Below are 26829 nucleotides of genomic sequence, written 5' to 3'. Positions count from 1 at the left end.
GCACAAGGGAAAGGAACTAGCGCGGCTCCAGCCGGAAGACGGGGTGCCGGCCGGCCTCCGCCGCGAACGCCGCCGGCGGGTCGGACGGGCGGGCGTCGAAGTACGGACGGGTGATCGGCTCGACCCGTAGGTACGCCTTGAGCACCGGGCCGGCCTCGTCGGGACCGCACTCGACGACGGCGTATGAGGCGCGGTTGCGGCCGCGGCGCAGCGACACCTCGCCGGCCTCCCGGGCGTTGCGCGCCCACGCGACGTCGCCGTACGGCGCGACGAGGTAGCGCCGGCCGCCGTGCGTCATCACCCGCACGGGAGTGGTCCGCGGCCGGCCGGACTTCCGCCCGCGCACCGTGAGCAGGGCGTACGGCGGCACCAGCCCTGCCTTCAACGCCGTCGCGATGGCCGCGTTGCCGATGCGCCGGGCCAGGGTCGTGCGATACGTCCGCGCCATGCCTCCATCATGCGGGGAGAATGGGCCACGTGTTCAGGTCCCGGCTGACGGCGACGGCGGCCGCCGCGGCGCTGCTGCTGGCCGCCTGCTCCGGCGACGACGGCGACCAGCTCGGCGGCCCGCCCAGCCCGGCCTCGTCGGGTACCAGCGCGCCGGCCGCCGCGCCGACGCCGACCCCGTCGCCCACGCCATCACCGACGCCATCACCCACGCCGAGCCCGACGCCCACACCGACCCCGCCACACCACGTCTCGCTGCCGGCGCTCATGCACCAGCGGTACGACGGCGGCGACCTGCGGCTCGGCGAGGTGCTGGAGACCACGGACGCCTACACGCGGTATGCCGTCACCTACCGCAGCAGCGGCCTGACCATCAGCGGCATCCTCAACCTCCCCGCCGGCAACGGCCCGCTCCCCGTTCTCGTCCTCGCGCACGGCTACATCGACCCGGACATCTATACGACCGGCCGCGGACTGCGCCGCGAGCAGGACTACCTCGCCCGCCAGGGCTACGCCGTCCTGCACACCGACTACCGCAACCACGCCGGCTCCGACGACGACCCCGCGAACGAGGTGCGGCTGCGGCTCGGCTACACCGAGGACGTCGTCAACGCGGTGCTGGCGGTGCGGGCGGCCTCCCACATCCCGCAGCTGGACGGCGAGCGGGTCGGCCTGCTCGGCCGGTCGATGGGCGGCGGCGTCACGCTGAACACGCTGGTCGTCCAGCCGGGACTGGTCGACGCCGCGGTGATCTACGCGTCGGTGAGCTCGAACGCCGTCCAGAACTTCGACCGCTGGATCCGCGGCCGGCCGGGCACGGAAGACCTCACCGCCGAGATCGTCGCCGCCTATGGCGCGCCGGAGGAGAACCCGGCGTTCTGGCGCGACGTCTCACCGGTGACGTTTCTCGACCGGGTCACCGAGCCGCTGCTCATCCACCACGGCACCGCCGACGAGACCTGCCCGCCGCAGTGGGCCCACGACACCGACGCCGCGCTGCGGGCCGCCGGCAAGGACGTCACGCTGCAGCTCTACGAGGGCGAGCCGCACGCGTTCGAGGCGGGCTGGCAGCTGTCGATCGAAAGGTCGGCCGCCTTCTTCGCGGAGCATCTCACCGCCGGGTAAGGTGGCGGCAGAACCGATCGGCCGGGGTGCCCCGCGTGGGCTGAGATCACACCCGCCGAACCTGATCCGGGTCATGCCGGCGCAGGGAGACCGACGGTGACGGCGGCAGTGGCCGGCGTCGTCGTGCTCCCTCCCCGGCGAGAGGAGCTGACGGCGACACATGACACCCACGATCATCACGGTGGCGGGATCCGACCCGTCCGGCGGCGCGGGCATCCAGGCCGACCTCAAGACGTTCTCGGCACTGGGCGCGTACGGCGGCGCGGTGCTCACGGCGCTGACAGCGCAGAACACCCGCGGCGTGACCGGCGTCCTCCCGGTGCCCGGCTCGTTCGTGACCGAGCAGCTGGACGCGCTCTTCGCCGACCTCGACGTGGCGGCGGTCAAGACCGGCATGCTGGGCAGCCCGGACGTCGTCGAGGCGGTCGCCGACGCAGCCCGCCGGCACGGAGTCCGCCACCTCGTCGTCGACCCCGTCATGGTCGCGACGTCGGGGGACCGGCTGGTCGACGACGCGACCGTCGAGGCGATCCGCAACCGGCTGCTGCCGCTGGCCAGCGTCGTCACGCCGAACCTGCCGGAGGCCGCGGCGCTGCTCGGGCTGCCCGCCGTCGCGCCCGAGGAGGCCGCCGACGCCGCAACCGAGCTGCACGCCAAGGGCCCGGCGGCGCTGGTCAAGGGCGGGCACGCGCCCGGGCCGGACGCCACCGACGTGCTGGCCGACGACGACGGTGTGCTGGAGCTGCGGGTGCCGCGGGTCCCGACGGCGAACACGCACGGCACCGGCTGCACGCTGTCGTCGGCGATCGCCGTCGGGCTGGGACACAGGCGGCCGCTGCGCGAGTCCGTCCAGGCGGCGAAGACCTACCTCACCGACGCCCTGCTCGCCGGCGACCAGTTGCACGTCGGCGCCGGCCACGGTCCCGTGCACCATTTCCACGCCTGGTGGACGCCGGCGCCGTCTGAGGGGGAACGCGCATGAGCTTCTCCGCCGACGCCTGGGCCGCGGCCGCTCCCTGGTACGACGCCATCCGCGCCCACCCGTTCCTCGCCGGCCTGGCCGACGGGACGCTGGAGCGCAAGGTGTTCCTCCGCTACATCGCCGACGACGCGCACTACCTGTCCCGTTACGCCCGCGCTCTGGCGACGACGGCGGCCCGCTGGCCGGAGGCGGAGCAGGCGGCGGTGCTGGCCCGGTTCGCCGCCGGCGCCGTCGACGCCGAGCGGCTCCTGCACGAGGCGCTGCTCGCCGAGGCCGGGCTGACCCTCGCGGACGCCGTCGGCGATGTGGAGCCGACGCCGACCTGCCTGGCCTACGTCAACACGCTGCAGGCCGACGCCGCGCTGGCGCCCGCCGGGGTCGCGCTGGCCGGGCTGCTGCCGTGCTTCCGCGTCTACACCGAGGTCGGGCGCGAGCTGGTCCCCGTCCTGTCCGACCGCCCCAGCGGGGAGAACCATCCGTACGAGGCCTGGCTACGCACGTACGGCGACCCCGTGTTCGAGGCCGACACCCGCAGGGCGGAGTCGTTCGCCGACGAACAGGCCGAGCGGCACCCGGGCACCGTCGCGGCGATGCACGACGCCTACGCGCGCGCGACCCGGTTCGAGTGGATGTTCTGGGATGCGGCCTGGCGTGGGGAGACGTGGCCGGACCCTACGTAACCTAAACGCAACGAACCGACCACCGTACGTCCGGTGGGTGCGAATTGGGTTTACGTGGCGTTACACTCGGTCGCACCCGGGCCCAGTGTCGCGCTCGTCACACCTCGCCCGACACCCCGGAGGTTTAGACCACCGTGACCAAGCCCGTCGTACTCATCGCCGAAGAGCTCTCGCCCGCCACCGTCGACGCGCTCGGGCCCGACTTCGAGATCCGGACGGTGGACGGCGCCGACCGCGCGGCCCTGCTGCCGGCCATCACCGACGTCGACGCGATCCTGGTCCGCAGCGCCACCAAGGTCGACGCCGAGGCCATCGCCGCCGCCAAGAAGCTGAAGGTCATCGCCCGCGCCGGCGTCGGCCTCGACAACGTCGACGTCAAGGCCGCCACCCAGGCCGGCGTCATGGTCGTCAACGCGCCCACGTCGAACATCACGAGCGCCGCGGAGCTGGCCGTCGGCCTGCTGCTGTCCACCGCCCGCAACATCGCCCCGGCCAACCAGGCGCTCAAGGGTGGCGAGTGGAAGCGCAGCAAGTACTCCGGTGTGGAGCTGTACGAGAAGACCGTCGGCATCGTCGGCCTCGGCCGCATCGGCGTCCTCGTCGCGCAGCGCCTGTCGTCGTTCGGCATGAACGTCATCGCCTACGATCCCTATGTGCCGGCCGCCCGGGCCGCGCAGATGGGCGTGCACAGCGTGTCGCTCGACCAGCTGCTCGAGGAGAGCGACTTCATCACCGTCCACCTGCCCAAGACGCCCGAGACCGTCGGCCTCATCGGCGAGCAGGCGCTGCGCAAGGTGAAGCCGTCGGTGCGCATCATCAACGCCGCGCGTGGCGGCATCGTCGACGAGCACGCGCTCGCCCTGGCGCTCAAGGAGGGCCGGGTCGCCGGCGCCGGCATCGACGTGTTCGCGTCCGAGCCGACCACCGAGTCGCCGCTGTTCGACTTCGAGTCGGTCGTCGTCACCCCGCACCTCGGCGCGTCGACCGAGGAGGCGCAGGAGAAGGCCGGTGTGTCGGTCGCTCGTTCCGTGCGTCTCGCGCTGGCCGGCGAGCTGGTGCCCGACGCCGTCAACGTCAAGGGCGGTGCCATCGCCGAGGACGTCCGGCCCGGTATCCCGCTGGCCGAGAAGCTCGGCCGCATCTTCACCGCGCTGGCCGGCGGCGTCGCGACCCAGCTGGACGTCGAGGTCCGCGGTGAGATCACCGCGAACGACGTGAAGATCCTCGAGTTGGCCGCTCTGAAGGGGGTCTTCGCCGACGTCGTCGAGGACCCGGTCTCCTACGTCAACGCCCCGGTCATCGCCGCTGACCGCGGCGTCGAGGTCCGGCTGGTCACCGACGAGGAGTCGGACGACTACCGCAACCTGGTGACGTTGCGCGGCGTGCTGGCCGACGGCCGCTCGGTGTCGGTGTCGGGCACGCTGTCCGGCCCCAAGCACGTCGAGAAGATCGTCGAGGTGCTGGGTTACGACATCGAGGTGGTGCCGGCCGAGCACATGGCGTTCCTGCGCTACACCGACCGGCCGGGCGTCGTCGGCACCGTCGGGCGGGTGCTCGGCGAGGCCGACGTCAACATCGCCGGCATGCAGGTCAGCCGGTCGAGCAAGGGCGGCAACGCGCTCGTCGCCATGACCGTCGACCAGGCCATCCCCGGCCAGGTGCTCGACGACATCGTCGCCGCCATCGGCGCCGAGTGGGGCCGGACCGTCGACCTCGACGGCTGAGGCTCTTCCGCAGGTCCCGAATTCCCGTCGCGCCGGGATTCGGGGCCATCATGAGGTTTTCTGCTGCGTCAACACGCCTGCAGGCGTGTTGAGGCTCGGGTAATCCTCGTGATGTGGGCGATCGTTGAGTTCGTGCATCCCGTCTCGAAGCCTGAGATGGTCCGCCATAACGCGAGACGGCCGTCGCGGCGCTCCATATGCTTGGACGACCGAGTAAATCTGTGGAGTGCACCATGACAGAGGAACAGCAGCAGGCTCAGCAGGCCCGGCACGCGTTGCAGGAGGCCATCGACCGTCGCGACAACGGCGGCGAGTACGGCCGACGGGACCTCGCTGTAAGCGCCCGCTGACCTCGGTCGACGCGCACCGCGTCCGAATCGCGGGACGTGGGTGCCATCATGTGGACGACGGTCGTACGGTGTGGCCATGTCGCGCAGTCTCAACCTGGCAGTCATCCCGGGTGACGGGATCGGTACCGAGGTCGTCGCCGAGGGCCTGAAGGTGCTCGACGCCGTGCTGGCCGGCACGGACGTCAAGGTCGGCACCACCACCTACGATCTGGGCGCCAAGCGCTGGCACGCGACCGGTGAGACGCTGCCCGACTCCGTCCTCGAGGAGCTGCGCGGCCACGACGCGATCCTGCTCGGCGCCGTGGGTGACCCGAACGTGCCGAGCGGCGTACTGGAGCGGGGACTGCTGCTCAAGTTGCGGTTCGAACTGGACCACTACGTGAACCTGCGCCCGTCGCGGGTGTTCCCCGGCGTCGAGACGCCGCTGGCGAACCCCGGCGAGGTCGACTTCGTCGTCGTCCGCGAGGGGACCGAGGGGCCGTACGTGGGCAACGGCGGCGCCCTTCGGGTCGGCACGCCGCACGAGATCGCCAACGAGGTCAGCGTCAACACCGCGTTCGGCGTCGAGCGGGTGGTCCGCGACGCGTTCGGCCGCGCCCAGGCGCGGCCGCGCAAGAAGCTCACCTACGTCCACAAGCACAACGTGCTGGTGCACGCCGGTCACCTGTGGCGGCGGACGGTCGAGCGGGTCGGCCAGGAGTACCCCGAGGTCGCCGTCGACTACCTGCACGTCGACGCCGCGACGATCTTCTTCGTCACCGACCCCGGCCGGTTCGATGTCATCGTCACCGACAACCTGTTCGGCGACATCCTCACCGACCTCGCCGCCGCGATCACCGGCGGCATCGGGCTCGCGGCCAGCGGCAACGTCAACCCGGACCGCACCGCGCCGTCGATGTTCGAGCCCGTGCACGGATCGGCGCCGGACATCGCCGGCCAGGGCATCGCCGACCCGACCGCCACCGTGCTGTCGGTGGGACTGCTCCTCGAGCACGTCGGGCTGTCCGAGCAGGCCGCGCGCATCGTCGACGCCGTCGCGGCGGACCTGGGAGAGCGCGGGACGGCGAAGCGCCGCACCGCAGAGGTCGGCGACGCCCTCGCAACCCGCGTCACCGCCTGACGCCTCACGCGCGAGCCGCTCGGCCCGCCTCCTCCTCAACGAGATGAGCGGGCGGCGTCACCAGCACATTTCGTCGCCCGTGCCGGGTCCCTCCGATCTTGACACGCTCTGTCACACCCACTTGTATGTGACATGGCACAGATCGGACCCTCCGGACATGGGAGACAGACGTGGTCAGAGCCCGCAGGTTGCTCGCCGTTCCCGTCGCCCTCACGTTGACAGCGACCGCCGCGGTCGCCAGCAGCGTGGGCGCCGGCGCCGCCGACGACGAGCCCGGCATCGTCGTCGAGAACGGCGTGACCCAGCCGGTCTTCGGTTACGACGACGCGATCCGGGAGCGCGTCTTCATCACGTCGCCGTTCGACTCCGACGCGAACGGCGAGCTCGACATCGTCGCGATCGACATCATGCGGCCGGCGGCGAGCGAGCAGGGACTCGACGTCCCGGTGATCATGGACCCGAGTCCGTACTACTCCACGCTCGGCCGCGGCAACGAGTCGGAACTGAAGCTCGACCAGGACGGCGACGGACTGCTGGACCGCTGGCCACTCTTCTACGACAACTACTTCGTGCCGCGCGGCTACGCCGTGATCCTCATGGACATGATCGGCACGAACAACTCCACCGGCTGCCCGACGGTGCACGACGCGTCGGACAACCTGTCGCCGAAGGTGGTCATCGACTGGCTGAACGGCCGGGCGACCGGCGTCGACAAGGACGGCGACGAGGTCGTGGCCGACTGGCACAACGGCAAGACCGGGCTCATCGGCAAGTCCTATGACGGCACGCTGGCCAACGGCACCGCGGTCTCCGGCGTCGAGGGGCTGACGACCATCGTCCCGATCAGCGCGATCTCCAGCTACTACGACTACACCCGCAGCAACGGCGTCATCCAGCGCGGCAACAACTACCTCGCCAGCCTCGCCAACATCGTCACCAACCCGGACCGCCGCGACTACTGCCGCCCGGTGCGCGACTTCCTGTCGGCCAACGACGGCGATGAGACCGGCGACTACACCCCGTTCTGGCACGTGCGCGATTACAACCGCGACGTGGACAAGGTCAAGGCCAGCGTCTTCGTCATCCACGGCCTGAACGACGAGAACGTCCGCCCAGACCACTTCAGCAAGTGGTGGTACGGCCTCGCCGCGAACGACGTCCCGCGCAAGCTCTGGCTGACCCAGACCGGCCACGTCGACCCGTTCGACTTCCGCCGCGACGCGTGGGTCGACGAGATCCACAAGTGGTTCGACTACTGGCTGCAGGACGTCGACAACGGGATCATGGACGAGCCGATGGTCGACATCGAACGCGCTCCGGATGTGTGGGAGACGGCGAACGACTGGCCGATCCCGGGGTCGCGGCCTACCCGGCTGTGGCTGCAGCCGAACGCCGGCGCCGCGGGTGGGCTCTCCGTCACGCCGAACCGTCCGTCGGACCCGGTCCTGAGCTTCGTCGACGACCCGGCTCAGCGGGAGACCGCGATGGTGTCGAACGAGGAGACCGTCACGCCGAACCGGCTGGTCTATCTGTCCGAGCCGCTCCAGGCGCCGCTGCACATCTCCGGCACGCCGGAGCTCAAGCTCGGCGCGACGGTGAACACGACGGACACCAACCTCGGCGTGATCCTTGTCGACTACGGGCCGGCCGAGCGGGTCCAGCGCGCCGGCGACGGCGTGCTCACGGGCACCGAGCAGAACTGCTGGGGCGCGACGGCGACGTGGGGCGGCTACGCCGAGGACGCCTGCTACAAGGAGGTGCTCAAGCGGGTCGCGCTCACCCAGCGCGAGGTCGTGACCAAGGGGATCATCGACGGCGTCAACCTGTACGACTACAGCACGCCCACGCCGCTCATCCCGGGCAAGCCGTACGACGTGCAGTTCCCGCTGCTGCCGGAGGACTACGTGTTCCCGGAGGGCCACCGCATCGGCGTCATCGTCGTCGGCAGCTACCGCGACTACGGCAGCCAGGCCGACCCGAACCGCGCCACCATCTCGGTGCTGCCGGAGCGCAGCGTCATCGTGCTGCCGATCGTCGGCGGCCGGACGGCGGCCGTGGCGGCCGGCCTGGAGTAGCTCGTCGCAAGGACGTCGGCGTGGGCCCGCGACCCCTCCCGCGGGCCCACGCTGACCGCGCGGCCACCCGTGGTCGCCCCATCGGTGAACCTTCTGTGAACCCTGCCGCGAACAGGCACTTCGCCGTCGATCTTCGCGTTGGGGCCTGTCACCGTAGGGCCGTGAGCCTGACTCGTTACGGAGTGGAGCCGCACGTGCTGGCCATCGCCCACAGGGGTGGGGCGGGGCTGGCTGCCGAGAACACCCTGGCCGCGTTCGAGCGCTCGTACGCTCTCGGGCTGCGGTACCTCGAGACCGACGTCCGCATCACGGCCGACGGCGTCTGCCTCGCCTTCCACGACGCGCGGCTGGGCCGGGTGACGGACGGGCGGGGGCCGGTGAAGCGGCGCACATGGGACGAGATCCGCCGGCTGACGGTGCTCGGCGCGGAGCCGGTGGCCCGGCTGGACGATGTACTGGCCGCGTTCCCGGACGCGAAGTTCGTCATCGACGTCAAGGACGAGGCGGCGCTGGAGCCGCTGTCGCGCGTGCTGCGAGCCACGAACGCCGTCGAGCGGGTGTGCCTCGCCGGGGCGTGGGACGGCTGGCTGGCGGCGCTGCGGGCCGACCTGGGGCCGGGGCTGTCGTGCGCGCTGGGCTGGCGGTCGCTGGTGTCGTGGCTGGCCTGCTCGCACGGGCGGGTCGCGCCGCCGCGGCGGCTCGCCAACGGGGGCTTCGTGCACGTCCCGTTGCGCTGGGGTAGACTCCCGATATTCATCGACCGTCTGGTCGAAGGCGCCCATGACCTGGGGTTGCGCCTCATCGTTTGGACGGTTGACGACCTTGCCACGATGCATCGGCTGATCAGCGCCGGCGTCGACGGCATCATCACCGACCGGCCCGACGTGCTGCGGGAGGTGATGATCGCCGAGGGTCGTTGGCCACGCACCGTTTACGCCGAACGCGATGATCGGTAGCGTTGGTTGGACGTCCAACTAACTGACCGTCGTGCTGCCGAACAGCGCGATCGGGGAACCTCGAAGTGGAGCACCGCCATGACAGCGACCGCACCGGCACTGGAGTTCTCGACGACGCTGACGTCGAACCCGGTAGCTCCCGAGCGCCGGTCGGAGATCCTGGCGAACCCCGGGTTCGGTACGAACTTCACCGACCACATGGTCACGGCCACCTGGACCCCTGACGGCTGGCGCGACGCCGGGCTGCGTCCGTACGCGCCGCTCGCCCTCGACCCCGCCACGGCGGTCCTCCACTACGCCCAGGCGATCTTCGAGGGGCTCAAGGCCTACCGGCACGCCGACGGCACCATCTGGACGTTCCGCCCGGCGGCCAACGGCGAGCGGATGATTCGCAGCGCGCACCGCATGGCGTTGCCGTCGCTGCCGGTCGAGTCCTTCGTCGAGGCCGTCGACCTCCTGGTCCGCACCGACGCCGACTGGGTGCCGTCCGGCGGCGAGACCAGCCTCTACCTGCGCCCGTTCATGTTCGCCTCCGAGGTGTTCCTCGGCGTGCGCCCGGCCAAGCAGGTGACGTTCTGCGTCATCGCGTCGCCGGCCGGCGCGTACTTCTCGTCCGGCGTGAAGCCGGTCGACATCTGGCTGTCGTCGGAGTACACCCGGGCCGCTCCCGGCGGCACCGGCGCGGCGAAGTGCGCGGGCAACTACGCGGCCAGCCTCATCGCGCAGCAGCAGGCCATCGAGCACGGCTGCGACCAGGTCTGCTTCCTCGACGCCGTGGAGGGCAAGTGGGTCGAGGAGCTCGGCGGCATGAACCTCTACTTCGTGCACGCCGACGGCAGCATCGTCACTCCCGAGCTGACCGGCACCATCCTCGAGGGCATCACGCGCGACTCCATCCTCGCGCTGGCCGCCGACCGCGGCTACAAGGTCGACGAGCGCCGCTTCTCCATCGACGAGTGGCGCGACAGGGTGGCGTCCGGCGACATCACCGAGGTGTTCGCCTGCGGCACGGCCGCCGTCGTCACCCCGCTCGGCCGGCTCGCCTGGGACGGCGGCGAGCTGTCCATGGGCTCTGAGCCCGGCCCGGTGACGAAGGAGATCCGCTCGGCCCTCCTCGACGTCCAGTACGGCCGCGCCGACGACCCCCACGGCTGGATGCACCGCGTCGTCTGACCGCCCACCCAGCTGGAAATGAGGCTCGCCGACCCCGATCCGGGGGTAGGTCGCGTCTGGTTCGCGGGCGTTGGCGAGGAACGCAGCGTGGGCCGTCCCCCTGCTGCCCTCACGAGGATTACCCGAGCATCAACACGCCTGCAATCGTGGTGAGGCTCGGGTAATCCTCGTGAGGTAGGCGATCCTTGATGATCATCGCTGTCCACAACACCAACGCCACACCGAAACACGCCGGTGCACATCGAGGTGTGCCCAGACTCGCCCCGTCCCCCTGGTAGCTGCCCGTTCGCGGCAAGAGAATGGGGCAGCAGGGGGACGGCCAACGTCACAACTCCCGATAAACGGCACTCCGGCCTCCGTGCGCCCGGGCTCACCGCAGCAGCCGCTCGAGCTCCAGCTCGTGCCGGATGTGGATGCCGTCGGCGGCGAGTGGGATCTCCGGCTTCAGCGTCTGCCGCGACCGGGTGACGGCGTCGCGGTGGAGGGCGACGAGGTCGAAGCCGCGGCGCTGGTAGAAGCGCAGCGCGTGCACGTTGTCGTTGGTCGTGATGAGCCAGAGGCGGCGGGCACCGGCGGCGGCAGCGGCCGCGCCGACGGCGTCGAGCAGCGCCGTCCCCGCCCCGAGCCCGGGCCGCACGGACTCCAGCGTCGTGATCTCCCAGTCGTCGTCGCCCGCGCGGTAGGTCAGCAGGCCGGCCGGCTCACCTTCGGCGACGGCGAAGAATCCGGGCTGGTCGGCGGCGTCGAAGAGCTCGCCGTGCACCGCCATGACGGTGGTGCCCCAGGCCGCCGAGAGCAGGTCGACCACGAGGTCGCGGTCGGCTCCGGTGACCGGCCGGACGACCACGTTCATGGATCCCCCTCCATCCGCTGCGCGAACTGTGCCATACTGCTGTGCGATGACTTACTCGCTGATTATCTCGTAGGCGCGCCGGCACCCAGCAGCAATGCCAGGCGCGCAGACCTCTCGCATCCGCGAGAGGTCTTTTTGTTTGTCCGCCGACCCCGTGAGGACAGAGCAGTGACCGACCCCGAGCAGTTCCACGTGTACGACACCACGCTTCGCGACGGCGCCCAGCAGGAAGGGCTCTCGCTCTCCGTGCAGGACAAGCTCGCCATCGCGAGCCACCTGGACGAGCTCGGGGTCGGGTTCATCGAGGGCGGCTGGCCGGGCGCCGTCCCCAAGGACACCGAATTCTTCCGCCGCGCGCGCACGGAGCTGAACCTCAAGAATGCGCAGCTCGCGGCGTTCGGCGCCACCCGGAAGGCGGGCACGACGGCGGCCGACGACCCGCAGGTGCGGGCGCTGCTCGACGCCGAGACGCCGGTCGTCACCTTGGTCGCGAAGAGCCACGTCGGACACGTCGAGCGGGCGCTGCGCACCACGCTGGACGAGAACCTGGCGATGATCGCCGACACGGTCGGCTTCCTCGTCGGGAACGGCCGGCGCGTCTTCGTCGACGCCGAGCACTTCTTCGACGGGTACCGGACGAACCCCGCGTACGCGCTGCAGGTGGTGCGGACGGCCACCGAGGCCGGCGCCGACGTCGTCGTGCTGTGCGACACCAACGGCGGCATGCTGCCCGACGACGTCACCGCGACGGTGCGCGACGTGCTCGCGCAGACCGGCGCCCGCCTGGGCATGCATGCCCACAACGACACCGGCTGCGCCGTTGCCAACTCCGTCGCCGCCGTCGACGCGGGCGCGACCCACGTGCAGGGCACCGTCAACGGCACGGGAGAGCGCACCGGCAACGCCGACCTCATCACGATGGTCGCGAACCTCGAGCTCAAGCGGGGCATGACGGTGCTGCCCGACGGCGCGCTGCAGGAGGCCACGCGCATCGCCCACGCCGTCTCCGAGCTGACCAACATCGTGCCCTACTCGCGCCAGCCGTACGTCGGCGCCAGCGCGTTCGCGCACAAGGCCGGCCTGCACGCCAGCGCGATCAAGGTCGATCCCGACCTCTACCAGCACACCGACCCGGCGCACGTCGGCAACGACATGCGGCTGCTGGTGTCCGACATGGCCGGCCGGGCCAGCGTCGAGCTGAAGAGCCGCGAGCTGGGTTACGACGTGTCCGGCGACCGCGAGCTGGTCACCCGGGTCACCCAGCGGGTGAAGGACCTGGAGGCCGCCGGGTACACGTTCGAGGCGGCCGACGCGTCGTTCGAGCTGCTGCTGCGCGAGGAGGCCGAGGGCCGGCCGAGCTACTTCGACGTGGAGTCGTGGCGGGTCATCACGGAGTCGCGCCCCGGCGGCGACGCCGTCAGCGAGGCGACGGTGAAGCTGAGGGCGGGGGGCGAGCGCGTCGTCGTGACCGGCGAGGGGAACGGTCCGGTCAACGCGCTCGACCACGCCCTGCGCACCGCGATCGGCGCGCTCTACCCGGAGATCGACAAGCTGGAGCTGATCGACTTCCGGGTGCGGATCCTGGACGCGGCCCACGGCACGGACGCGGTGACGCGCGTGCTCGTGGAGATGACGGACGGGAAGACGTCCTGGGAGACCGTGGGTGTCGGGGCCAACATCATCGAGGCCTCGTGGGAGGCGCTCGTCGACGCCGTCACCTACGGACTGCTGCGCCAGGGGGGAGCCTCGATCAGCTGAGCGGGATGGCCTCGCCTCAGCTGACGAGCTTGAACGCGCTGCTCATGACAGCCGAGGCGTCGGCCCACGTGGGCAGTGCGTCGATCTCGATGATGGTACGGCGGAGAGGTTCGGTGTCGTACAGTTCGACCCGCCAGCCGTTGCTGCCGTGGTCGAGGATCCCCCGGATCACGCTTGGTCCCTTCTCGTGACGTTGTGTCGTGCGGTATGGCCAACGTGAATTGTGTCACTTTCGACCCGGCGTGTCGCACCGAAATACGGCGTGTTGACCAAGATCAGCCGTTCGGCCCATGATCGGTTCGATCGAATCGATCACGGGCCGCCGGAGACGTCAGCTCGACGCGTTCGTGAGCAGGGCCGTGACGATGGAGGCAGCGATCGCGTCGGGTGCGGTCCAGAAGGCGGAGTGGTCCAGACCGGGCAAGGACTCGTACCGTCCACGAGGCAACTGGGCGAGCAGCGCCTCCGCGGCAGCGTCGAAGAACGGCTCGGAGTGCTCCGCCACGGCGACGACCGCCGGCTGGTCGACACTCCACCGGTCGGTGGGCAGCGGCTTCCCGTCCTGCGTGCCAGCGAGGATCCGCCCGTCGTGACCGAGCACGTGTGCGTGCGCCGCCATGTGCTCCCACGACGGGTCGGCCTTCATCTGCTCGATGTACTCGGCCGGGACGCCGACGAGCTTCGTCATGAACAGCTCGATGGCATCACCGCGCCGGTCGTCGGCGACCAAGGACTCCACCTGCTGCACCCAGCCCGCGGGCGCGGGTGAGCGGGAGTCGTCGATGATGAACGGCGGCTCGAAGAGGTAGATCCCGTATACCGCGTCGCCGAGCGCGGTCGCGGCGTCGAGGACCAATCCGCATCCTCCCGAGCCGGCGGCCAGCGCGGCCGAACCGCCGACGGCCTGGATCACCGCGGCGAGGTCTTCGACCTCGCGTTCGGGGGCGTACGGTCCGCCGGCACCGCTCTCGCCGACGCCGCGGCGGTCGTAGCCGACGACGGTGAAGTCGCGCGCCAGCGCCGCGGCGGTCGCGTCGAGACCGTGGTGATCGTCCAGGCTCGTGTTGACGAGGACGAGTACGGGTCCCGCGCCCTGGGTCACATAGGCGATCGTGGTGCCGTCGGCAGAGGTGACGTGGTCCATGATGTGCTCCTGTTCGCGTCGTTGCGGTGGTTGCGGTCGGTGTGAAGGATCGTTCTGGTCTCGGGGACGGCGATGAGCCGGATCCGGCCGGCCGGCGTGGCCGGCCGGCCGAGCAGGCCTCATCCGGCGAGGGGAGCGCCGGTCTCGAGCAGGCTCTTGAGGTCGCTGAGCACCCAGACCCACCCGCCACCGGCGCCCTCGGCCTCGTTGTCGCCGTGCACCATCGCCGCCAGCAGCGGCGCGCCGGCCAGCTCGTGCGTCACCGTCAGCGAGCACGACTTCCCGTCCGGCGCGGGCGAGATCTCGTGCGTGAGTCGGGTGAAGCCCTCCTCGGCCATCGCCGGGTCCATGAGCATCCGGAACGTGGTGACGAGCTTGCGCGGCGGCTCGGCTTCGATCACCTCGCCGTCGACGATGACGTCGGGGCACGGGAAGCCCTGCGCCTCGGCCGCGGCCTTGAACTCCGGCGTCGGCGCGACGGTGTACGCGCCGCCCGGCCGCAGGTCGTAGCTGGCCAGGCCGGTGTAGCCGTAGCGTGCCGTCCATTCCGGCTTCGTGATGGCGTCCCAGATCGCCTCCGGGGTCGCCTTGATGTAGATGCGGTACACCTGCGTGGTGGTCGCTGTCGCGGTGCTCATGATTCGTCCTCCAGTTCGGCCTTGAGCTCCAGGAGCGCCGTGGTGTGGAGCTCCGTGTACTTGTCGATCCACCGGTCGTGGATCTCGCGGATCGGGACGGGGTTGAGGAAGTGCAGCTTCTCCCGTCCCGACCGCCGGGTGACCACGAGGTTGGCCTCTTCCAGCACGCGCAGATGCTTCATCGCCCCGAAGCGGCTCATCTCCAGCTCGGACTCCAGCTCGGTCAGCGTGCGGCCGTCACGCATGAAGAGCAGGTCGAGCAGGAACCGCCGCGTGGGATCGGCGAGTGCTTTGAAGACCCGGTCGTCGTCGGTCATGGCTGGAACGATAGGTGACCAAATGGTCACATGTCAACGGGCTCTAAGGCCCAGCAAAAGTTGATCTTGGAGTTGTTCGCCTATTGCGGTCCGAATTGCCCGATAGATGGCCGAAGAACTCCAAGATCGACTTTTGCAGGCGCGTTCTCATCGCCGGTCTGCCCGGCACTCCTAGAGGCGGCCGGCCTCGCTGATGGCCACGACGGGGTAGCCGGCGGCGTTGGACTCGGCGAGGTCGACGACGGCGGTGAAGCCCCAGTCGTGGTCGCCGGCGGGGTCGTCGAGGATCTGCCGGACCTCCCAGCGGTCCGGGTGCTCGGTGACGATCAGCATCTTCGCGCTGCGCGCGTCGGGGCCGATGCCGATGTCGGCGTGCTCGTCGAAGTACGGGTCCAGCGCGTCGGCCCAGTCGTCGGCGTCCCAGTCGTCGGCGGAGTCCAGGTCGGCCAGCCCGGCCCAGTCCCGCCGGGCGGCCAGCTCGACCCGCCGGAACAGCGCGTTGCGCACGCTGACCAGGAACGCACGCCGGTTCTCGGTGATCGGCCGGGGCGCGTTCTCGACCGGCGCCTCGCCGTGCGCCTCGGCCGCCGCCGCGGGGTTGCGCAGCGCCTCCCACTCGTCGAGCAGGCTGGAGTCGACCTGGCGGACCAGCTCGCCCAGCCACTCGACGAGGTCGGCGACGTCGTCGGTGCGGGCCTCCTCGGGCACCGTCTGGCGCATCGCGCGGTAGGCGTCGGCGAGGTAGCGCAGCACCAGCCCCTCGGACCGGGCGAGGCCGTAGAACGCGACGTACTCGCCGAAGCTCATCGCGCGTTCGTAGAGGTCACGGGCGACGGCCTTGGGCGACAGCTCGTAGTCGCCGACCCACGGGTGGCTCTGCCGGTAGATCGTGAACGCCGCGTCCAGCAGTTCCTCCAGCGGCTTGGGGTGCGTGACGCCGTCGAGCAGCTCCATGCGCTCGTCGTACTCGATGCCCTCGGCCTTCATCGCCGCGATCGCCTCGCCGCGCGCCTTGTGCTGCTGCGCCGACAGCACCTGCCGCGGATCGTCCAGCGTCGCCTCGACGACGGAGAGCAGGTCCAGCGCGTGGGCCGGCGACTCGGGGTCGAGCAGGTCGAACGCGGCCAGCGCGAACGGCGACAGCGGCTGGTTGAGCGCGAAGTCCGGCTGGAGGTCGACGGTGAGCCGCACCGTCCGGCCCTCGGCGTCGGGCGGATCGAGCCGCTCGACCACCTGGGCGGCGACCAGCGCACGGTAGATCGCGATGGCGTCGTGCACGTGCTTGCGGGTGCGCGACGGCGGCTCGTGGTTGTCGGTGAGCAGCTTTCGCATGTGCGCGAACGCGTCGCCGGGCCGGCTGATGACGCCGAGCACCATGGCGTTGCTGATCTCGAAGCTGGAACTCAGCGGCTCGGGCTCGGCGGCGATGAGCCGCTCCATCGTCGCCTGGCCCCACGAGACGAACCCCTCCGGGGGCTTCTTCCGCACCACGCGCCGGCGCTTCTTGGGGTCGTCGCCGGCCTTGGCCAGTAGCCGCTCGTTCTCGATCTCGTGCTCCGGCGCCTGGACGATCACCTCGCCGAGGGTGTCGTACCCGGCCCGGCCGGCTCGCCCGGCGATCTGGTGGAACTCGCGGGCGGACAGCTGCCGCGTGCGCACACCGTCGTACTTGGTGAGACCGGAGAAGACGACGGTGCGGATCGGGACGTTGATGCCGACGCCGAGGGTGTCCGTCCCGCACACCACCTTGAGCAAGCCGGCCTGGGTCAGGCGTTCGACCAGCCGGCGGTACTTCGGCAGCATGCCGGCGTGGTGCACGCCGATCCCGGCCCGGACCAGCCGCGACAGCACCTTCCCGAACCCGGAGCTGAACCGGAAGCCGCCGATCTCGGCCGCGATGCGGTCGCGCTGCTCGCGGCTGGCGACGTTGACGCTCACCAGCGCCTGCGCCCGCTCGACCGCGGCCGCCTGGGTGAAGTGGACGACGTAGACCGGCGCGCGGTGGGTGGACAGCAGCTCGGCCAGCAGGTCGTGCATGGGCTCGCGCGAGTAGGAGTACGTGAGCGGCACCGGGCGCTGCACCGACGTGACGACGGCGACGTCGCGCCCCGTCCGCCGCTGCAGGTCCTTCTCGAAGAACGCGACGTCGCCGAGGGTGGCCGACATCAGCAGGAACTGCGCGTTCGTCACCTCCAGCAGCGGCACCTGCCAGGCCCAGCCGCGCTGCGGGTCGGAGTAGAAGTGGAACTCGTCCATGACGACCTGGCCGACGTCGGCGTCCTCGCCGCTGCGCAGGGCGATGTTGGCCAGGATCTCCGCCGTGCAGCAGATGATCGGCGCCGACGGGTTCACGCTGGAGTCGCCGGTCATCATGCCGACGTTGGCCGCGCCGAAGATCTCGATCAGCGCGAAGAACTTCTCCGACACCAGCGCCTTGAGCGGCGCCGTGTAGAACGTCCGCCGTCCGTCGGCCAGGGCGGCGAAGTGCGCGGCGACGGCCACCAGGCTCTTGCCCGACCCCGTCGGCGTGCTGAGGATGACGTGCGAGCCGGAGACCAGCTCGATCAGCGCCTCCTGCTGCGCCGGGTAGAGGTCGAAGCCGCGCTCGGCGGCCCACTCGGTGAAGGCGTCGTAGAGGGAGTCCGGATCGTGGTCAGCGTGTTCGAGATACGTCGTCAGATCCGGCACGGTCACCGAGCCTACGGTCGCCGGTGGCGAACAGCCAGCCGACGCCGAGGAGCAGGACGGTGACGCCGGCGGAGTTCAGCAGCGTGCGGCCGTAGCCGAGGTCGCCGACATCGATGAAGGGGTACGGGTGCCAGTCGACGATCTCGCCCCTGATCAGGGTGTAAACGAGCCAGGCGACCGGCCAGGCCAGGCTGATGACGAGGACGCGTGGGCTGAACCGCGGCCACGGCCCGAACAGCAGCCAGCCGATCACCCCGAGCAGCGGCGACAGGTAATGGAAGCCGAGGTTCGTGAGCTGCGCGACGCCGTGGAGGTCGACCAGGCCACGCAGCAGCGTCACGTAGACCACGCCGGTGACGCTGATGCCGATGAGCCCGGCGATGCGGAGAACACGGAAACGACGTCCGTCGGCGCGCGGGTTCGCGGCGAGGACCGCCGCGCCGGCGCCCAGCAGGATGTTGCTCTGCACGGTGAAGAAGCTGAAGAAGTTCACGACCCGCATCGCCGTCGACGGGGCCTCCTCGCCGTCCTCGACCAGCACATTGGTGCCCTGGATCACCAGCACCAGCTGGGCGATGAGGGATACGGCGATGACCAGGACGGTCACGAGGTGCCACCAGCGCGCCGCCGCCGGGTTCTCACGCCACGCTCGCATGGTCGGAGCCTAGCCACAACGTCGACCGCGAGGTCCCGAACGGCCGAGAGTCCCGCAAGGGAAAGGAACCAGCGGGGGAACAGCCGTGCGTCCGGGCAGGTTGATGCGATCATGCATGGTGAGTTCAAGGTGTCGGGCGGCAAGCTGGTCGTCGTCGACCTCGACGTGCTCGACGGCGCGATTCGGTACGCGCGTGTCAGCGGCGACTTCTTCCTCGAGCCCGACGACGCGCTGGAGCGCATCGACGCCGCGCTGGTGGGCGCGCCGGTCACGCTGTCCGCCGCCGAGCTGGCCGCGCGGGTGAACGCCGTCCTCGACGGCGTCGTCCTGCTCGGGTTCTCAGCGGAGGCCGTCGCCGTCGCCGTCCGCCGAGCCCTGGCCGGGGCGACGTCCTGGACCGACCACGACTGGCACTTCCTGCACGAGGGCCCGCAGGAGCCGGCGCTGCAGATGGCGCTGGACCAGGTGCTGGCCGAGCAGGTCGGCGCCGGGGAGCGGCCGCCGACGCTGCGAGTGTGGGAATGGGCCTCCAACGCGGTGATCATCGGCAGCTTCCAGTCGCTGCGCAACGAGGTCGACATGGACGGCGCTCGGCGGCACGATGTGAACGTCGTGCGGCGGATCAGCGGCGGCGGCGCGATGTTCGTCGAGCCCGGCAACACCATCACGTATTCGCTGTACGTGCCCGAGTCGCTGGTCTCCGGCCTGTCCTTCGTCGACTCCTACGCCTTCCTCGACGAGTGGGTGGTGGCGGCGCTGCGCGACCTCGGCATCGAGGCGAGCTACCAGCCGATCAACGACATCATTTCGCCGGCCGGCAAGATCGCCGGCGCGGCCCAGAAGCGCCTCGCCGGCGGCGTCGCCCTGCACCACGTCACCATGGCCTACGACATCGACGCGGCGAAGATGCTCGAGGTGCTGCGCATCGGCCGCGAGAAGCTGTCCGACAAGGGCACGAAGAGCGCCAACAAGCGGGTCGATCCCTTGCGGTCGCAGACCGGTCTGCCGCGGGCCGACGTCATCGACCGCATGGTGGAGACGTTCCGATCCCGCTACGGCCTGACCGACGACGAGCTGGACGACAAGACGCTGCGGCTGGCCGAGGACCTGGTCGCGTCGAAGTTCGGCACCGAGGAGTGGCTCACCCGCGTCCCGTGACCGCGTTCCGCGACAGCGGTCCGTGGCCCACGCGTCCGGGATCGGGCACGATGGCGTGGTGATCAGTGACCAGCTCGATCTTCCGCTCGCCGACCACGAGCGGGACGTCCTGTGGCGCGGCCTGGCCGAGCGGGGCGGGCCGGCCTCGTGACTCGCGTCGGGAGCACTTCACCCGTCTGAGCACGGAACGGTGACCGCGTCGGGGTGACATGCGGTCCTGACGCGAGTGAGGTGCTCCCGGCGAGGGTGAGGCGGAGCGGCAGCTCCAATGGTGGGAGGACCGCGGGCGGATCGTCGACCCCTGACCCCTCACCACGCGAGCGGCAGCGGCTCGACGTCGATCGCGGCGAGGAGGCGGTCGCGGACCACCGCGCCGCGGGCGGCGAAGGCGCGCTGTTGCTCGACGTACTGGCGCTTGCCCTCGGTGGTCTCGATACGGACCGGCTCGTAGCCGAGCCCGGCCAGGTCGTACGGCGACGCGCGCATGTCGAGCTCGCGGATCTCCGCGGCCAGCTCGAAGGCGTCCGCCACGAGCTCCGACGGCACCAGGGGCACCAGCTTGTAGGCCCACTTGTAGAGGTCCATGCCCGCATGGAGGCAGCCGGGCTGCTCCAACGACGGCTGCAGCTCGCGGGTCGGCGTCAGCGCGTTCCGCGGCCGCGCCTCGTCGGTGAAGAAGCGGAACGCGTCGAAGTGCGAACACTTGATTTCGTGCGCCTCGACCACGGCGTCGGTGCCGTCGTGACCGAGCCGCAGCGGGTACGCCTCGTGCCGGACGTCGCCCGGCGCCATCCGGTACACCATCGCCCACTCGTGCAGGCCGAAGCAGCCGTGGTGCGCCGGCCGCGACGCGGTCGCCGTCAGCAGGGCGCGTACCCACGCGACGGTGGCGGCGCGCCGCTCGACCACCGACGGGCCGACGATGACGCCGTCGGGCCCCTCGACGTAGCCCGACCACGACGCGTGCGGCGGCGACCCGGCGAGCGCGACGCCCACGCCCGGGTGCCAGCGCCGCAGCTGGGCCGGCTTGAAGCTGTAGTAGGTGAAGAGGAAGTCGTGGACGGGGTGCGCCCGGCCGGCCCGCCGCCGCTTCAGGTGCGCCCCGACCAGCGCGTCGACGCGCGCCTCGTGCGACGCCGTCCGCGCCCGCCACCTCTCCTCGGCCAGGATCACCCACCCAGCCTACGAACTCACTGCAGTTCGTCGATGGCCTGCTGGGCGCCGGGGTGGAGCGGGATCGGGTCGATCTCCGTCGCCAGGGAGATGTCGATGTCGGCGGCCGCGGCGTGAACCTCGGTCAGCGCCTCCACGTTCGAGTAGACCAGCTTCGTCAGCGCGCACGCCGTCCCTTCGTCGAGGTCGTCCCGGACCAGCAGGACGTTCGGCACGACGATCGTCGGCACCGCGGCGTCCGTCCCGTACGTCTCGGCCGGGATCTCGCCCTCGGTGTAGACGGGGTTGATCTCCTGCAGGGCGGGCAGGAGCGGGGTGACGTCGATGAACGCGATGTCGTCGCCCAGGGAGGTGAACAGGTCGGTCATGGCGGCCGTCGGCAGGCCGCCGGACCACACGAGCCCGTCGATCGAGCCGTCCTTCATGCCGTCGACGGTCTTCGTGAGGTCGAGTCGCTGCGCCTGGACGTCGCTCGCCGGGTCCAGGCCGGCGGCCTCGAGCAGGCGATTCGCGATGACCTCGGTGCCGGAGTTCGGCGAGCCGGTCGAGATGGTCTTGCCGGCCATGTCCTCGACCGAGGTGATGCCGGAGTCGGTGCGCACGACGACCTGGGTGTAGTTGGGGTAGATGCGCCCGAGCGCCTGCACCGGCTGCGGCTCGTCGAAGGAGCCGGTGCCCTCGGTCGCGTCGGCGGCGGTGTCGGCCAGCGAGAACGCGAGGTCGTAATCGCCGGCGACCAGCTGCTGGATGTTCTGCACCGACGCGCCGGTCTCGGCGGCCGTCGCGGTGATGTCGGTCTCGTCGCCGATCAGCTGCGCGAGCCCGCCGCCGAGCACGTAGTAGACGCCGGTCGAGTTGCCGGTCGCGATGGTCATGCGGCCCGAACCGGCCTCGCACGCGCCCGCGTCGCCGCCGCCTTCGTCGCTGGGCTCCGTGGTCTGCCGGCCGCCGCAGGCGGACACGGCCAGGCCGGTCGCGAGCACGCCCACCATCAACCGGGTGACGACGCGAGTTCTCATGTCGGGGTCTCCTCTCGAGCGGGGGGCGGGGTCGACGACGGGGTCAGCTGCGGGTTGCGTGGCGGGACGACGAGGTGGACGACGACGGCGACGGCGAGCACGCCCGCGCCGATCGCGATCGACATCGGCTGCAGGTAGAGCAGCAGCGCGGCGCCGACGAAGCACAGTGTGCGCTCGACCGGCCCGGCCCGCCGGACCAGCCAGCCACCCGCCGCCGCGGCCAGCGTGGCCACGGCGACTGCCGACACCGCCACGGTCCAGACGACGTCGCCGGCCGGGCGTTCCAGCAGCAGAGCCGAGCCGTTGTCCGTCAGCACGAACGCCAGTGGCACCAGGAACGCCGGCAGCGCATACTTGCAGGCCTGCCACATGGTCGCGATGACCCGCCCGCCGGTGATGGCCGCCGACGCGACCGCGGCGAGCGCCGTCGGCGGCGACACCTCGGACAGCACGGAGAAGTAGAAGATGAACATCGCGACGGCCGGAGCGGGCACGTCGAGGTCGAACAGCGCGGGGCCGATGACGACCCAGCTGATGATGAACGACGCCGTCACCGGCACCGCCAGCCCGAGGATCAGGATCGCGATCGCGGCCATGACGGCGCTCAGGATCAGCACGACGGTGGGGTTGTCGGTCGCGGCCGACGCGGCGTCGATGAGCAGGTCGGACAGCACCTGGCCGAGGCCGGTCTTGGTGATGGTCGAGACGATGATGCCGGCGGCGGCGCACACGGCGGCCACTGGCAGGACCGAGCGGACCCCGTCGGACAGCGAGAGGTAGACGACGCGGGCGGTGTCGGCTGCGACGCCGGGCCAGTCGCGGCCGCGCCGGCTGACGACGGCGTCGATCACCCCGAACGCGACGGCGATGGCGGTGGCGTAGACGACGGCGCGGAACGGCGTCATGCCGACGGCCAGGAAGAGCACGATGATGCCGAGCGACAGGAAGTGATAGCCCGACCGCGCCAGCAGTCGCCACGGGTTCTTCCGCTCGACGTCGACGGCCTCGACCCCGGCCTTGCGGGCGTCGATCTCGATGGCCAGGAAGATGCCGAGGTAGTACAGCAGCGTCGGCACCAGCGCCCAGACCAGCACCTCGAGGTACGAGCGGCCCAGGTACTCGGCGATGATGAACGCCGCCGCACCGAGCGTGGGCGGCGACAGGATCGCGCCGATGCCCGACGCCGCCAGCATGCCGCCGGCGTTCTCCCGCGGATAGCCGGCCTTCTTCAGCACGGGCCAGGTCACGGCGCCGAGGCCGACCGCCGTAGCCGTCCCGGACCCAGACACCGTCCCCAGCAGGAACCCGGACAGCGCTACCGTCCGGCCCGGCGCCGTGCGCGAGCGGCGGAAGATCGCGAAGCTGAGGTCGATGAAGAACTGGCCGGCGCCGGTCCGGTCGAGCACGGCGCCATAGATCGTGAACAGCACGATGTACGTGGCACAGACGTCGAGCGGGACGCCGTAGAAGCCGCTCGGGTCGTTGTAGAGCGCGTTGATGATCTGGTCGAAGTCGATGCCGGCGTGCGACCCGGGCATCGAGGCGGGCAGGAAGCCGCCGTAGTACGCGTACAGCAGGAACGTGACGCAGACGATCGGCAGGATCCAGCCCGTCGTCCGCCGGGTCGCCTCGATGACCAGCACCAGCACGATCGCGCCCATGAGGACGTCGAGTCCGGTCAGCGACCCCTGGCGGTCGAGGAACGCGTCGAACCCGCCGCCGGACTCGCCGAGGGTCACCGGCAGGACCGGGTACAGGCAGGCGACCAGCGCGACCGCGGCCAGCGCCCAGTTCAGCGGGCCGGGGTTGTCCGCCGGCCGTCCGGCGGAGTCCGCCAGGCCGGCCAGGTCGGCTCGCGCGCGCTTCGTCACCGGGCGGTAGCAGAGGAAGATCAGCGGCAGCACGAACGCCAGGAACAGCATGAGGTAGTACTGATTGCCGGCGCTGAGCGGCCAGAACACTTGGCGCAGGACGAACACCGCGACACCGAAACAGAGCACGCCGACGGCCAGCGCGACGCGGCCGGACAACCGGCGGGCGGGCAGCTCCTCGTCGTAGCTGGCCATGAGCTCGCCGACGTCCGGAGTCTCGGAGCCTTCACGGGCCGTGTGCCGCGTCGTCGAGGCGTCGGTCATGGACCATGACCCTAGGTGTGACGCCCGTGCATGGCTAGGGTCTCGGCCGCCCGGGCCGCGGTCGGGATACGCTCGCCGTCGTGCGTATCGCGAGGTTCACGACGGGGGACGACCCACGCTTCGGAGCGGTGGGGCAGGACGAGAGCGGAGCGACCGTCATCGCGGTCCTCGAGGGCGACCCGCTGTACCGGTCTCCGCAACTGACGGGCGAGAAGCTGGCGCTGGAGGACGTTCGGCTGCTGGCGCCGGTCATCCCGCGCAGCAAGGTCATCGGCGTCGGGCGCAACTACGCCGACCACGCCGCCGAGCTGGACAACCCGCTCCCGGAGGAGCCGCTGCTCTTCCTCAAGCCGAACACGTCCGTCATCGGCCCGGACGAGCCCATCGTGCTGCCGCCCCAGTCGCAGAACGTGCACCACGAGGCCGAGCTCGCCGTCGTCATCGGGCGCATCGCCAGATCGGTGCCGCGCGACCGCGTCTCAGAGGTGATCTTCGGCTACACCTGCGCCAACGACGTCACGGCCCGTGACCTGCAGAAGACGGACAACCAGTGGGCCCGGGCCAAGGGCTTCGACACGTTCTGCCCGCTCGGCCCGTGGATCGAGACCGACCTCGACCCGAGCGACCTCGCGGTGCGCTGCCGGGTCGGCGGCGACGAACGGCAGAGCGGCCGCACGTCCCAGCTGATCTTCGACATCGCGACGCTGGTGGAGTACATCAGCGCCGCGTTCACACTGCTGCCCGGCGACGTCATCCTCACCGGCACACCGGCCGGCGTCGGCCCGATCGCCGCGGGCGACCACGTCGCCGTCACCATCGAGGGGATCGGCGTGCTGGCCAACCCCGTCGTCGCCGCGGACTGACGGTACCCTGCGGTTGCATCCACGTCTGTCTGCTTCGAAATGATGAGAACGCAAGGTGATCTGCTGTGACTGACGGCGCCGGCTCGTCGGACGCTTTCGTGCTCGGTGACGTCGCCCCCGCCGACGTCCGCGTGCGCTACTCCCCGTCGCCCACGGGCAACCCGCACGTCGGGGTGATCCGGACCGCGCTCTACAACTCCGCGTTCGCGCGGCACTACGGCGGCACGTTCGTGTTCCGCATCGAGGACACCGACGCCGCGCGCGACAGCGAGGAGTCGTACGAGGCGATGCTCGACGCGCTGCGCTGGCTCGGGCTGCACTGGGACGAGGGCCCGGACATCGGCGGCCCGTACGCGCCGTACCGGCAGTCGCTGCGGCACGACATCTACGCCGCGGCCGCGTCCCGGCTGACGGAGACCGGCCACGCCTACCACTGCTACTGCACGCCGGAGGAGCTGGACGAGCGGCGCGAGGCCGCCCGGGCCGCCGGCCGGCCCAGCGGCTACGACGGCAAGTGCCGGACGCTGACGGCCGAGCAGGTCGCCGCCTACCAGGACGAGGGCCGGCAGCCGGTGCTGCGGCTGCGGATGCCCGACCAGGACGTCACGTTCGTCGACCTCATCCGTGGCGAGATCACCGTCGACCGCTTCAATCTGTTCGACTACGTCATCGTCCGGGCCAACGGCCAGCCGCTGTACCCGCTGGTCAACCCGGTCGACGACGCCCTCATGGGGATCACCCACGTGCTGCGCGGCGAGGACCTGCTGTCGTCGACGCCGCGGCAGCTGGTGCTGCACCAGGCGCTGCGCGACATCGGGTTCGCGTCCGGGCCGCTGCCGCGGTTCGGGCACCTGCCGCTGGTGACCGGCGAGGGTAACCGCAAGCTTTCCAAGCGCGACCCCGAGTCGTCGCTGCAGCTCTACCGCGACCGCGGCTTCCTGCCCGAGGGCCTGCTCAACTACCTCGCGCTGCTCGGGTGGTCGATCGGCGACGACCGCGAGGTCTTCTCGATGGACGAGATGGCCGCCGCCTTCGACGTCACGCGCGTCAACTCCGCCGCGGCCCGGTTCGACCTCAAGAAAGCCGAGGCCATCAACGGCGTCTGGCTGCGCCGCCTCGCACCCGACGACCTCGCGCAGCGGATGGCGCCGTATCTGCAGGCGGCCGGGGTGCTGCCGGCGGAGGTGCCGGCCGAGTCGATGGACCTGCTGCGCGCCGCGACGCCGCTCGTCCAGGAGCGGATGACGGTGCTCGCCGAGGCCGTCGGGATGCTCGGATTCCTGTTCGCTCCCGGCGCCGTGGCGTTCGACGAGGACGCCGTCGCCAAGGTGCTGACGGAGGACGCCCGGCCGGTGCTCCGCGCGGCGCGCGAGCGGCTGGCGGCCGACGAGAAGTGGACGACGGAGTCGATCGAGGCCACGCTGCGGTCGGCGCTGGTCGACGAGCTCGGCCTGAAGCCCAAGCACGCGTTCGGCCCCGTCCGGGTCGCCGTCACCGGCCGCCGGGTGTCGCCGCCGCTGTTCGAGTCGCTGGAGCTGCTCGGCCGTGAGCGGACGCTGACCCGCCTCGACGCCGCCCTGGCCCGCGTCGGCAGCTGACTCCGCGCCGGTTCGTGGTCCGCGCCGGGTGCCCGCGCGGCGTCCACCTTGTGAGATTCCACCCCGATCCGGAGCACATCACGACGTTTTCTGGAGCCTCACCACGACTGCAATCGTGTCGAGGCTCCAGAAATCCTGGTGATGCAGGCGATCGTCGGAGAGAAGTCCTCGTAACGGCCTCCATCATGGCGGGCCGGG

At 70.9% G+C, this 26829-nt stretch carries 23 protein-coding genes and 1 riboswitch; of the genes, 12 read left to right on the top strand and 11 right to left on the bottom strand.

The genetic code is table 11. The annotated features are described in order from the left end of the window. Positions 1-16: 16 nt before the first annotated feature. Complete coding sequence (locus tag E1262_RS22715; RefSeq protein ID WP_132105896.1) at positions 17-448, bottom strand: nitroreductase family deazaflavin-dependent oxidoreductase; 432 nt, start codon at positions 446-448, stop codon at positions 17-19. Between the two features lie 29 nt (positions 449-477). Between E1262_RS22715 and E1262_RS22710 the strand changes: the two genes are divergently transcribed. The 8 genes from E1262_RS22710 to E1262_RS22675 all read left to right on the top strand — a co-directional run bounded on the left by E1262_RS22710 (position 478) and on the right by E1262_RS22675 (position 10632). Beyond that, complete coding sequence (locus E1262_RS22710; RefSeq protein ID WP_203454224.1) at positions 478-1572, top strand: alpha/beta hydrolase family protein; 1095 nt, start codon at positions 478-480, stop codon at positions 1570-1572. A 12-nt stretch (positions 1573-1584) separates the two neighbouring features. After that, positions 1585-1678: riboswitch (TPP riboswitch) on the top strand. A 54-nt stretch (positions 1679-1732) separates the two neighbouring features. Beyond that, positions 1733-2554, top strand: coding sequence for a bifunctional hydroxymethylpyrimidine kinase/phosphomethylpyrimidine kinase (gene thiD / locus E1262_RS22705; RefSeq protein ID WP_132105892.1), 822 nt, complete (start codon positions 1733-1735; stop codon positions 2552-2554). Further along, positions 2551-3234, top strand: coding sequence for a TenA family protein (locus E1262_RS22700; RefSeq protein WP_132105890.1), 684 nt, complete (start codon positions 2551-2553; stop codon positions 3232-3234). The genes thiD and E1262_RS22700 overlap by 4 nt, the downstream gene beginning before the upstream one ends. 134 nt (positions 3235-3368) lie before the next feature. Next, positions 3369-4958, top strand: coding sequence for a phosphoglycerate dehydrogenase (serA, locus tag E1262_RS22695; protein ID WP_132105888.1), 1590 nt, complete (start codon positions 3369-3371; stop codon positions 4956-4958). Between the two features lie 426 nt (positions 4959-5384). After that, a complete protein-coding gene (locus E1262_RS22690) occupies positions 5385-6428 on the top strand; it encodes a 3-isopropylmalate dehydrogenase (protein WP_132105886.1) in 1044 nt (347 codons plus the stop codon). Positions 6429-6598: 170 nt separating this feature from the next. Further along, complete coding sequence (locus tag E1262_RS22685) at positions 6599-8503, top strand: Xaa-Pro dipeptidyl-peptidase (RefSeq protein ID WP_203454223.1); 1905 nt, start codon at positions 6599-6601, stop codon at positions 8501-8503. Between the two features lie 161 nt (positions 8504-8664). Beyond that, complete coding sequence (locus tag E1262_RS22680; RefSeq protein ID WP_162606036.1) at positions 8665-9459, top strand: glycerophosphodiester phosphodiesterase family protein; 795 nt, start codon at positions 8665-8667, stop codon at positions 9457-9459. Positions 9460-9537: 78 nt separating this feature from the next. Further along, complete coding sequence (locus E1262_RS22675; RefSeq protein ID WP_132105882.1) at positions 9538-10632, top strand: branched-chain amino acid aminotransferase; 1095 nt, start codon at positions 9538-9540, stop codon at positions 10630-10632. A 370-nt stretch (positions 10633-11002) separates the two neighbouring features. Here E1262_RS22675 and E1262_RS22670 read toward each other — a convergent pair whose 3' ends face one another. Beyond that, the gene (locus tag E1262_RS22670) at positions 11003-11485 is read right to left on the bottom strand and encodes a GNAT family N-acetyltransferase (protein WP_132105880.1); all 483 of its coding nucleotides are present in this window, start codon (positions 11483-11485) and stop codon (positions 11003-11005) included. Between the two features lie 168 nt (positions 11486-11653). Between E1262_RS22670 and cimA the strand changes: the two genes are divergently transcribed. Further along, positions 11654-13243: a citramalate synthase gene (gene cimA, locus E1262_RS22665; RefSeq protein WP_132105878.1), complete on the top strand. Its 1590-nt coding sequence runs from the start codon at positions 11654-11656 to the stop codon at positions 13241-13243. Positions 13244-13259: 16 nt separating this feature from the next. Here cimA and E1262_RS30485 read toward each other — a convergent pair whose 3' ends face one another. The 6 genes from E1262_RS30485 to E1262_RS22640 form a co-directional block, all read right to left on the bottom strand. After that, positions 13260-13415 carry a hypothetical protein gene (locus tag E1262_RS30485; RefSeq protein ID WP_157524349.1) on the bottom strand — a complete coding sequence of 52 codons (156 nt, stop codon included), beginning with the start codon at positions 13413-13415 and terminating at the stop codon, positions 13260-13262. 159 nt (positions 13416-13574) lie between these two features. Next, positions 13575-14387 carry an alpha/beta fold hydrolase gene (locus E1262_RS22660; RefSeq protein WP_132105876.1) on the bottom strand — a complete coding sequence of 271 codons (813 nt, stop codon included), beginning with the start codon at positions 14385-14387 and terminating at the stop codon, positions 13575-13577. A gap of 119 nt (positions 14388-14506) precedes the next feature. Continuing rightward, positions 14507-15025, bottom strand: a complete 519-nt coding sequence (locus E1262_RS31460) for an SRPBCC domain-containing protein (protein ID WP_132105874.1) — start codon at positions 15023-15025, stop codon at positions 14507-14509. Then, entirely contained in the window at positions 15022-15342 is a 321-nt protein-coding gene (locus tag E1262_RS31455) for an ArsR/SmtB family transcription factor (RefSeq protein WP_132105872.1), read from the bottom strand. The genes E1262_RS31460 and E1262_RS31455 overlap by 4 nt, the downstream gene beginning before the upstream one ends. Positions 15343-15513: 171 nt before the next feature. Next, on the bottom strand, positions 15514-18030 hold the full coding sequence (locus tag E1262_RS22645; protein WP_203454226.1) for a DEAD/DEAH box helicase: 2517 nt from the start codon (positions 18028-18030) through the stop codon (positions 15514-15516). Further along, complete coding sequence (locus E1262_RS22640; RefSeq protein WP_132105868.1) at positions 17996-18685, bottom strand: Pr6Pr family membrane protein; 690 nt, start codon at positions 18683-18685, stop codon at positions 17996-17998. The genes E1262_RS22645 and E1262_RS22640 overlap by 35 nt, the downstream gene beginning before the upstream one ends. 111 nt (positions 18686-18796) lie before the next feature. On the opposite strand from E1262_RS22640, the gene E1262_RS22635 reads away from it, so the two are divergent. Further along, positions 18797-19843, top strand: coding sequence for a lipoate-protein ligase LplAB (locus E1262_RS22635; protein WP_132105866.1), 1047 nt, complete (start codon positions 18797-18799; stop codon positions 19841-19843). A gap of 309 nt (positions 19844-20152) precedes the next feature. Here the strand turns inward: E1262_RS22635 and E1262_RS22630 are convergent, their stop codons facing one another. From E1262_RS22630 to E1262_RS22620, 3 genes are read right to left on the bottom strand one after another with little or no spacing between them, the layout of a single operon-like run. Beyond that, positions 20153-21013 (bottom strand): 3-methyladenine DNA glycosylase, encoded by an 861-nt coding sequence (locus tag E1262_RS22630; RefSeq protein ID WP_132105917.1) that lies wholly within the window; start codon positions 21011-21013, stop codon positions 20153-20155. A gap of 20 nt (positions 21014-21033) precedes the next feature. Further along, positions 21034-22035: a TAXI family TRAP transporter solute-binding subunit gene (locus E1262_RS22625; RefSeq protein WP_132105864.1), complete on the bottom strand. Its 1002-nt coding sequence runs from the start codon at positions 22033-22035 to the stop codon at positions 21034-21036. After that, complete coding sequence (locus E1262_RS22620; protein WP_132105862.1) at positions 22032-24170, bottom strand: TRAP transporter permease; 2139 nt, start codon at positions 24168-24170, stop codon at positions 22032-22034. Before E1262_RS22620 ends, E1262_RS22625 begins: the two co-directional genes overlap by 4 nt. An 80-nt stretch (positions 24171-24250) precedes the next feature. On the opposite strand from E1262_RS22620, the gene E1262_RS22615 reads away from it, so the two are divergent. Both E1262_RS22615 and gltX read left to right on the top strand, forming a co-directional pair. Beyond that, positions 24251-25033: a fumarylacetoacetate hydrolase family protein gene (locus tag E1262_RS22615; RefSeq protein ID WP_132105860.1), complete on the top strand. Its 783-nt coding sequence runs from the start codon at positions 24251-24253 to the stop codon at positions 25031-25033. A gap of 65 nt (positions 25034-25098) precedes the next feature. Further along, entirely contained in the window at positions 25099-26631 is a 1533-nt protein-coding gene (gltX, locus tag E1262_RS22610) for a glutamate--tRNA ligase (protein ID WP_238993016.1), read from the top strand. Positions 26632-26829: the final 198 nt, after the last annotated feature.

The organism is Jiangella aurantiaca (assembly GCF_004349105.1).
GTDB classification, from domain to species: Bacteria; Actinomycetota; Actinomycetes; order Jiangellales; family Jiangellaceae; genus Jiangella; species Jiangella aurantiaca.
This window is presented reverse-complemented; position numbering and strand designations above follow the sequence as displayed.

Coding starts and splice junctions, on each gene's coding strand:
- E1262_RS22715 (WP_132105896.1), bottom strand. CDS start 448: ATGGCGCGGACGTATCGCACGACCCTGGCCCGGCGCATCGGCAACGCG.
- thiD (WP_132105892.1), top strand. CDS start 1,733: ATGACACCCACGATCATCACGGTGGCGGGATCCGACCCGTCCGGCGGC.
- E1262_RS22700 (WP_132105890.1), top strand. CDS start 2,551: ATGAGCTTCTCCGCCGACGCCTGGGCCGCGGCCGCTCCCTGGTACGAC.
- E1262_RS22690 (WP_132105886.1), top strand. CDS start 5,385: ATGTCGCGCAGTCTCAACCTGGCAGTCATCCCGGGTGACGGGATCGGT.
- E1262_RS22675 (WP_132105882.1), top strand. CDS start 9,538: ATGACAGCGACCGCACCGGCACTGGAGTTCTCGACGACGCTGACGTCG.
- E1262_RS22670 (WP_132105880.1), bottom strand. CDS start 11,485: ATGAACGTGGTCGTCCGGCCGGTCACCGGAGCCGACCGCGACCTCGTG.
- E1262_RS22660 (WP_132105876.1), bottom strand. CDS start 14,387: ATGGACCACGTCACCTCTGCCGACGGCACCACGATCGCCTATGTGACC.
- E1262_RS31460 (WP_132105874.1), bottom strand. CDS start 15,025: ATGAGCACCGCGACAGCGACCACCACGCAGGTGTACCGCATCTACATC.
- E1262_RS31455 (WP_132105872.1), bottom strand. CDS start 15,342: ATGACCGACGACGACCGGGTCTTCAAAGCACTCGCCGATCCCACGCGG.
- E1262_RS22640 (WP_132105868.1), bottom strand. CDS start 18,685: ATGCGAGCGTGGCGTGAGAACCCGGCGGCGGCGCGCTGGTGGCACCTC.
- E1262_RS22635 (WP_132105866.1), top strand. CDS start 18,797: ATGCATGGTGAGTTCAAGGTGTCGGGCGGCAAGCTGGTCGTCGTCGAC.
- E1262_RS22625 (WP_132105864.1), bottom strand. CDS start 22,035: ATGAGAACTCGCGTCGTCACCCGGTTGATGGTGGGCGTGCTCGCGACC.
- E1262_RS22620 (WP_132105862.1), bottom strand. CDS start 24,170: ATGACCGACGCCTCGACGACGCGGCACACGGCCCGTGAAGGCTCCGAG.